This is a genomic window from Dolichospermum sp. LEGE 00246, from assembly GCF_015207865.1.
Lineage (GTDB): Bacteria > Cyanobacteriota > Cyanobacteriia > Cyanobacteriales > Nostocaceae > Dolichospermum > Dolichospermum heterosporum.
Genome location: NZ_JADEWA010000494.1, coordinates 1 through 3,933, shown reverse-complemented (window position 1 = coordinate 3,933; position 3,933 = coordinate 1). Strand labels below are relative to the sequence as shown.

Genomic DNA, 3,933 nt, shown 5'->3' with positions numbered 1-3,933 from the left:
AGACGCTCAACCAATTTGTTTTAAAGGTCGGAAAGGGCAAAGGGAGAAAATTAAAACCGTCCCTGACTGGCCGCAACGGTTAAGGGATTTTGTTGATCAACTTATTGAAGACTTAGACAAACAGTAAGATAAGGATAGTTATGGGTAGAAATTATCTAGCTGTTTCTACCCCACAGGATAATTAACCACCAATAACAGCAATACAATCAATTTCTACCAACACATTTTTAGGCAAACGGGAAACCTCCACACAAGCACGCGCAGGGGCGGTATCTTCGGAAAAATATTTTGCATAAACCGCATTTACAGCGGCGAAATCATTCATATCAGCTAAGAATACACCAGTTTTTACCACATCGGCAAATGTAGCCCCTGCTTCTGTCAGGATAGCTTCAATATTTTTCATTACCTGTTCAGTTTGCTTGACTACATCTTCGGTGTAGTCAACATCACCTAAACGGGGATCTATGGCAATTTGTCCAGCTACAAACAACATTTGCCCAGAAGCGAGAATTGCTTGATTGTATGGTCCAACTGGTGCAGGGGCTTTATCGGTACGGATTACTTTACGAGTCATATATATCTCTTTTGGCTCTTTTGTTAATGGTGTTTCTGGTTTACCGAATTCTAAATCTATAGATGTTTTGTAAACTTCTCCATCTGGCATTATCGCACCTGTGAGGTCGGCATTTTTAAAGGTTGCACCATAAATATTCGCGCCGGTTAAATAGACATCTCCGGTAAAGATTGTAGAGACGTTCCATGGAACGTCTCTACAGGGGTTTCATGCCACGCATATTTAATTTTCACCAGATGTCTAATCGTTAAAGTACAGGTGATGGCAATATTGCCTCATCAATAATTATGGTGTTACGATAGCACTATATAACACTGCATGACAAAAAAAGGAAAATCAAGAGAAAATGAAAGCATAGAAATACCCAGCATTGCCATTATGCCTGAAGGAAAAAGACTAAACATATATTTCACTGATGAGGATGATTTAAAGCTTTATGCAGAAATATCAACGGCAGCGAAAAACGAAAAACGCTCAATGAGCCAAATTGTAAAAATACTTATCAGTGATGCCATAGCGAAGCGCAAACACCAAAAACAAAAAGAACTAACATGACTACAGAACAAAGACTTGACCGCGTGGAAACTGAATTTGCTACCATTCGTCAACTACTGATCTCAGCCGCTACCTATGCTGAATCAGCTAATCGGCGGATTGATGAGTTAGGTACAAAACAAGACCGTACTCAAATCATGTTGGATGAGTTAGGTACAAAACAAGACCGCACTCAAATCATGTTGGATGAGTTAGGTACAAAACAAGACCGCACTCAAATCATGTTGGATGAGTTAGGTACAAAACAAGACCGCACTCAAATCATGTTGGATGAGTTAGGTACAAAACAAGACCGCACTCAGACACAACTTGACCAATTATCAAGCAGAGTTGATGAGTTTATCTTTCATACTCAGCGCCTATTTAACAAAGCAGGTAGTGAGATAGAAGAAACAAAGGCAAGAACTGAAAGATTAGAAGCATTAATGTTAAAACTTGATCGAAACTATGAAGAACAGAAATCACAGTTTCAGGAATATCAATTGACAACTAATGCAGCATTGGAACGAATTGACCGAGTTTTAGACTATCTGTTGAGACAGTCAGGAAATTAAACAGCTTGGGTTTAGCATTGTGCTTTACCCCTACATATTTCTTCTTCCTCTGAATTTGCGTCTTTGCTCCTTAGCGACTTTGCGCGAAACCCATTCCAATCTCAAACCCCCAACCTCGGACGAATCCCATAATTTCTATATTGCCAATAATCCCGCAAAATCCGGTCATGATCAAAACACAAATTACCAGGAACACACCAAGGCGAGAAAATACCCAAACTCTTAGCATCATCACCCGCTAAAGGTTCACCCGTAGCAGTTGCTAAAAAAACAATACTAATCGTATGCTGACGGCGATCGCGCTTAGGATCAGAATACACTAATAACTGTTCGACTAATTCTACTTTTAAACCTATTTCTTCCTCTGCTTCCCTAATTGCCGCCTTTTCCAGCGATTCACCATAATCAACAAAACCACCGGGTAACGCCCAACCTAATGGTTCATTATGTCTTTCAATCAGGATAATGGGGCGATGAGGTCTATCAATTAATTCAATAATGATATCAACGGTGGGTGCAGGATTTCTGTAAGTCATAAAATTTTAGATTTTGGATTTTAGATTTTGGATTAATTATTTACTCTTGTTTCTATTTCTTCATGAATCAGAACAGTCAACGCTGGCTATGGCATGATAAATTCGATGCGTGATTTATAAAAAATTACGTTTTCCTATATTTCAGGTTAAATATGCCTTTTCCTAGATCAAGTGGTATTTTACTACATCCTACTTCTTTCCCCAGTCGGTTTGGTATTGGGGATTTGGGTTTGGAAGCTTATCGGTTTATTGATTTTCTCAAAAATAGTCAGCAGCAATATTGGCAAGTTTTACCGCTAGGCCCGACTGGTTACGGTAATTCTCCCTATATGTGCTACTCCGCAATGGCTGGAAATTACTTTTTGATTAGTCCAGAAAAGTTGTTAGAGGAGGGTTTGTTAATTGCCGAAGATTTGGCTGATTTACCAGATTTTACTATAGATAAGGTAGATTTTAATGAGGTGATCCCTGTCAAGGTCAATCTGCTCATTAAAGCTTGTGAGGATTTTAAAATTAAAGCAAATTCAACTCAAAAACAAGCTTTTGCTAAGTTTTGTGCTGATAAAGGCTATTGGTTAAATAATTATGCGCTATTTATGGCTCTTAAAGATATCCAAAATGGTGCAAGCTGGTACAGTTGGGAACCAGAATTGGCAAAGCGTGAACCAGCAGTTTTAGCTCAGATGGAAAAAGAATTAGCAGAGGAGATTTTTTATTACAAGTTTGTTCAATATGAGTTTTTCCGGCAGTGGTCAGAACTGAAAAACTATGCTAATGACAATGGGATAGAGATTATTGGTGATATCCCTATTTATGTAGCCCATGATAGTGCTGATGTGTGGGCTAATCCTGAGATTTTTGCTTTAGATGCAGAAACGGGAGAAGTGGCTTTAATGGCGGGAGTTCCACCGGACTACTTTAGCGCTACTGGTCAATTATGGGGAAATCCGGTTTATAACTGGGAAGAATTACAAAAACAAGATTTCAAATGGTGGATATTACGCTTTGAGGCGATGCTGGATTATGTGGATATAATTCGCATTGATCATTTCCGGGGTTTTGAGGCTTATTGGGCTGTTCCCCAGGGAGAAACGACTGCCATGAATGGCGAATGGATTGAAGCACCTGGAGTGGCTTTATTTGAGGCAATTAGAAAGCATTTGGGTAAGTTACCCGTTTTGGCGGAGGATTTGGGAATTATTACGCCAGAAGTGGAAGCACTGCGAGATCAGTTTGAGTTTCCAGGGATGAAAGTATTGCAGTTTGCCTTTGGTTCTGATCCCGGTAATCCTTTTTTACCCTTTAACTACACACGAAATGCTGTAGTTTATACTGGTACTCATGATAATGATACGACTGTAGGCTGGTTTAATGCTGCAAATGATTACGAAAAGCAAAATCTATTGTTGTATTTGGGTTGTATCAGTCCAGATGGTATAAACTGGGATTTAATTAGGTTAGCTTTGAGTTCTATTGCCAATCAAGCAATTATACCTTTGCAGGATGTATTAGGTTTGGGGACTCAAGCCCGGATGAATTTTCCCAGTACAGCAGTGGGAAATTGGGAGTGGCGTTACCAATCGGGGGTATTAACGCCAGATTTAAGCGATCGCCTAAAAACTCTCACTTTCCGTTGCGGACGCGCTTATAGGGAAGCAGGTGATAGGTGACGGGGAGTTGGGGGAGTTGGGGGAGTTGTCTCTTATACACA

4 protein-coding genes and 1 pseudogene are annotated in these 3,933 nt (G+C 39.8%); 3 read left to right on the top strand and 2 right to left on the bottom strand.

What is annotated here, in order from left to right; genetic code table 11:
• Nucleotides 1-181 precede the first annotated feature (181 nt).
• Nucleotides 182-727, bottom strand: a pseudogene (locus tag IQ228_RS22810) (RidA family protein); the annotation flags it as partial.
• Nucleotides 728-895: 168 nt separating this feature from the next.
• On the opposite strand from IQ228_RS22810, the gene IQ228_RS22800 reads away from it, so the two are divergent.
• Complete coding sequence (locus IQ228_RS22800; RefSeq protein ID WP_027400875.1) at nucleotides 896-1,132, top strand: hypothetical protein; 237 nt, start codon at nucleotides 896-898, stop codon at nucleotides 1,130-1,132.
• Nucleotides 1,129-1,686 (top strand): 6-aminohexanoate hydrolase, encoded by a 558-nt coding sequence (locus tag IQ228_RS22795; RefSeq protein WP_193964541.1) that lies wholly within the window; start codon nucleotides 1,129-1,131, stop codon nucleotides 1,684-1,686. The genes IQ228_RS22800 and IQ228_RS22795 overlap by 4 nt, the downstream gene beginning before the upstream one ends.
• A gap of 101 nt (nucleotides 1,687-1,787) precedes the next feature.
• Here IQ228_RS22795 and IQ228_RS22790 read toward each other — a convergent pair whose 3' ends face one another.
• The gene (locus IQ228_RS22790) at nucleotides 1,788-2,222 is read right to left on the bottom strand and encodes an NUDIX hydrolase (RefSeq protein ID WP_027400873.1); all 435 of its coding nucleotides are present in this window, start codon (nucleotides 2,220-2,222) and stop codon (nucleotides 1,788-1,790) included.
• Between the two features lie 152 nt (nucleotides 2,223-2,374).
• Between IQ228_RS22790 and malQ the strand changes: the two genes are divergently transcribed.
• Nucleotides 2,375-3,892, top strand: a complete 1,518-nt coding sequence (gene malQ, locus IQ228_RS22785) for a 4-alpha-glucanotransferase (RefSeq protein WP_193964539.1) — start codon at nucleotides 2,375-2,377, stop codon at nucleotides 3,890-3,892.
• The last annotated feature ends 41 nt before the right edge of the window (nucleotides 3,893-3,933 follow it).